Genomic DNA, 3,418 nt, shown 5'->3' on the forward strand with positions numbered 1-3,418 from the left:
TTGAGATTGACTTCCAACACGCCAATCTTGGCACTCGATGCCGTAGCCCGGAAGTGGGAAGTCCCTTCGTATTCGGAAAATAAAGCACGCTAAGCCGGCGTTAGGGAGCGGCACGTGCCTGCTGTGGGACTGGTGATGTACATGGAATCGCACCCGGCGGCCAGCACATGGCCCAGCTTCTCGAAACTCGTCGTTCGACCTCGGTCAAGGTAAGGACGGGTTTCGAGAACCTTTTTTGCACCCTCTCCGGGCTGGGACAGCGTTCTCACATAGCCTTTTCGTAGACCTCCGTTTGCGAGAAGCCGAGGCAGGGGCTTACCGTACTTTGCGATCCGAATCTGAGACGACCCCTGAAACGCCATCTCCAGCCCGGCGTCCCGCCGGGCTGGCCGGCTCCCCCAGAGGGCGCCAAGCGCAGCGCGGCGGGGGAGGGCGATAGCCGTCCCACCGGAGGCAAGCACGGCGCGAAGATTTATAAGCTCAAACAAGAAAAAGTACACTGATACTATTTATCAGTCTCTTCGAAGTGAAAATTTTCCAGATGAAGCATCAAAACACAACTTCGTCGCTAGAGCGGTTGAAATTCTTGAGAGAGATTTGATACGTGATTCAGCATAAGGAATGTCATGCAATACATTGGATTTGACAAAAAGTGCTCTCTTCTTGTTCAAGAAGCACACCTGACCAAGAACTCACTTCTATCTGGTTTTGACAATCTTCTGAAGGCCAATTTCTTTCAAGACAAGGAGGGATTTTTCTATACTTCCTTTTTCAACCTGTCTATTGGCATAGAACGGATTCTTAAGCTGGCTGTAGTCACACATTACATGCTGACCAGCAACTACCAGACGCCAACCATCAAGCAATTAAAAAGGGACTTTGGGCACGACATCGGAACTCTATACATCGAGTGCTTGAAGTTACTCCCACTCTACCTTCATCCCAATGCATCTAACCCAGCCAGGACGGCCAATGATGAAGCCTTGATTGACTTCATCACTGAATACGGTGTTGGCAGTCGCTACTTCAACCTGAATGAAGTATGTGAGGCAAAGCAAGACAGAAGCCCTCTGTACAAGTGGCTAGACATAGCCAGAGCTATCTACGAAGACCACACACCGCACCAGGTGCGCCAAAAGTCGGCAATGAGCCTGATGTACAAGATGGACAGAGAAGGCCCAAAGAACGGTTTCACAAGCCATCTAGATGAGAATGGGCATCCCATGATGGTTTTTGACATCCTTCACCGTCAGCATGTTGTGCAGAAAAGTGCTCCACTCGTCATCTGGAGACTAGTTAAAATTATTCAGCCAATTTATTCCTTACTCACTGCAATGGCTCACAAAGCAACTGAGTATGAAGTTCAACACAACATAAAATCTATGGTGATTCCGCACTACGAGGATTTTTTTTACTTCCTTCTTGCTCAGAAATATGACATCAAAAGAAGAAAAAGATGGCTTGAAATTTTCAACTCATAAAAAAGCACCCCAAGGGTGATTTTTTATTTCAGACACATCCCACCGCTACACTTGGCACTGACCATTAACAAAAACTTGTAAATCATTAGAAGTACAAAACTACCAATTGTCAAAGTATCCATCACCATAGGCAATCCCTCCACCAACTTGTTCAAAATGAAAGCCTTAACCCCGCATCAGTCCGTAGACGAGCAATCATTCGTTAGTTTTGGAGCACCAAGGGCAGCAGGACCGGGGACTTCATTTATATCACAACTCTGAATCTTCAGCAAGAAATGAATGATGTAGCTCAGAGTATAAAATTCCTTAGCAATCACCTTTGGCAAAAAAGGTAGATTATTAATTAGTAAATCTTCTCCAAACCTTTCAACCAATACCTTCAAAGAAACTGTATCAAGCTTCTTCTCTTTTCGGTGCAAGACACTTGATCGTCTTATATAGTCATTCATCCTCAATGATTCAACCACATCAATCAATTCACGACTGAAAATAGTGGTGGCGGGGTATGTTTGAAATATCTCTGTTTCAACGAAGCTTTCACTGGGTAAACCTTTTTCTAGTTTAGATGAAGAAATTATTTTGCAGTTTTCAAATCTACAACCCTGAAGCTTACAACCTTCAAAAAAAGTAGCTGAAATAATGGATTTTTTGAAAACGGCATTTTTCAAGTTGCACCTTCTAAACAAAGCTCCCCTGATATAACAGTTATCAAAAACAGCGCTATAAAAAGCACAGAATTTTAATTTAGCACCAACAAAAGATGTGTTCTGGAACAACACCTCTGAAAAATTGGTGAGATAGTTTTCCGTTTTATTGAAATCCTTGTGGATGAACTTACTTGCCCTAGAGTCATGGTTGTTATAACTGTATCTTTTTGTGCTTTTATTTCTACTCATGAAATGCTCCTGATCTTTAACTAAGGTTTGGGAAATAATTGTCACATTCGAGCGTACAAACACTCGTTATGCCCAAAGAACGATCTGACCAGGTTCCGCAGAAGGCTTGCAGATGGTCGAACGTCCACGTCTCATCACCAAAAGAACGCGTCGAATGTTTATGGTCATCCGTGACGGCGTCATGGTGCTTGTCTATCGATTGTCTATCGAGGTCTGTTGCACTGAAATCTCTTCTTGTAGCCCGCAACGGGAATGGTACTCGCGGCGCTACTGTGTCACTGGTGGTCTCGGGCTGCGCTCTCGCAAACGAGGGTTCACGAGAAGCCCGCCCAAGCCTCTGGCGCAGCACGCAAAATCAAGGCCTTGCGCTTCTCGAAAATTGTTCTTGAAATCTATTCTTGATTGAACTCGATATCGACGAGTTTCGATAAGAAAGGCCCACCGATGCTGATCGGCTATGCGCGCGTCTCGACGCAGGACCAGAACCTTGAATTGCAACGTGAAGCGTTGAGGCAGGCGGGCTGCCGGAAGGTCTTCGAGGACCAGGTGAGCGGCACGCGAGCCGAGCGTCCCGGCCTGGCCAAGGCACGGGAAATGCTGCGCGAGGGCGATACGCTGGTGGTGTGGAAGCTGGACCGCCTGGGCCGCCGCGTCAAGCAGTTGGTCGATCTGGTGGGGGAGTTGCAGCAGCAGGGCGTGCAGTTCAAGAGCCTGACGGACGCGATCGACACCGGCACGCCGTCAGGCCGGTTCTTCTTCCACGTGATGGCCAGCCTAGCCGAGATGGAGCGCGATCTGATCGTCGAGCGCACCCGCGCCGGGCTGGAAATGGCCCGTCAACTCGGGCGCAAAGGGGGGCGCAAGCCCAAGATGACCGCAAGCAAGATCGAGTCGGCCCGGAAACTGCTGGCCAGCGGCATGCCGCCCAAGGAGGTGGCACAGAATCTCGGCGTCTCGGTTCCGACGCTGTACCGCTGGTTGCCGGCCTCCGCTTCAGCACGGGCTTAACGTACTTTGCAATCCGAATACGAAGGGACTTCC

At 48.4% G+C, this 3,418-nt stretch carries 3 protein-coding genes; 2 read left to right on the forward strand and 1 reads right to left on the reverse strand.

What is annotated here, in order from left to right; genetic code table 11:
- Positions 1-626: 626 nt before the first annotated feature.
- Entirely contained in the window at positions 627-1,481 is an 855-nt protein-coding gene (locus C6P61_RS17250) for a hypothetical protein (RefSeq protein ID WP_105731131.1), read from the forward strand.
- 176 nt (positions 1,482-1,657) lie between these two features.
- Here the strand turns inward: C6P61_RS17250 and C6P61_RS17255 are convergent, their stop codons facing one another.
- A complete protein-coding gene (locus C6P61_RS17255; protein ID WP_105731132.1) occupies positions 1,658-2,377 on the reverse strand; it encodes a pentapeptide repeat-containing protein in 720 nt (239 codons plus the stop codon).
- A gap of 444 nt (positions 2,378-2,821) precedes the next feature.
- Between C6P61_RS17255 and C6P61_RS17260 the strand changes: the two genes are divergently transcribed.
- The gene (locus C6P61_RS17260; RefSeq protein WP_105731133.1) at positions 2,822-3,385 is read left to right on the forward strand and encodes a recombinase family protein; all 564 of its coding nucleotides are present in this window, start codon (positions 2,822-2,824) and stop codon (positions 3,383-3,385) included.
- The last annotated feature ends 33 nt before the right edge of the window (positions 3,386-3,418 follow it).

It is taken from the genome of Malikia spinosa, assembly GCF_002980625.1.
In the GTDB taxonomy this organism is placed as follows: Bacteria; Pseudomonadota; Gammaproteobacteria; order Burkholderiales; family Burkholderiaceae_C; genus Malikia; species Malikia spinosa.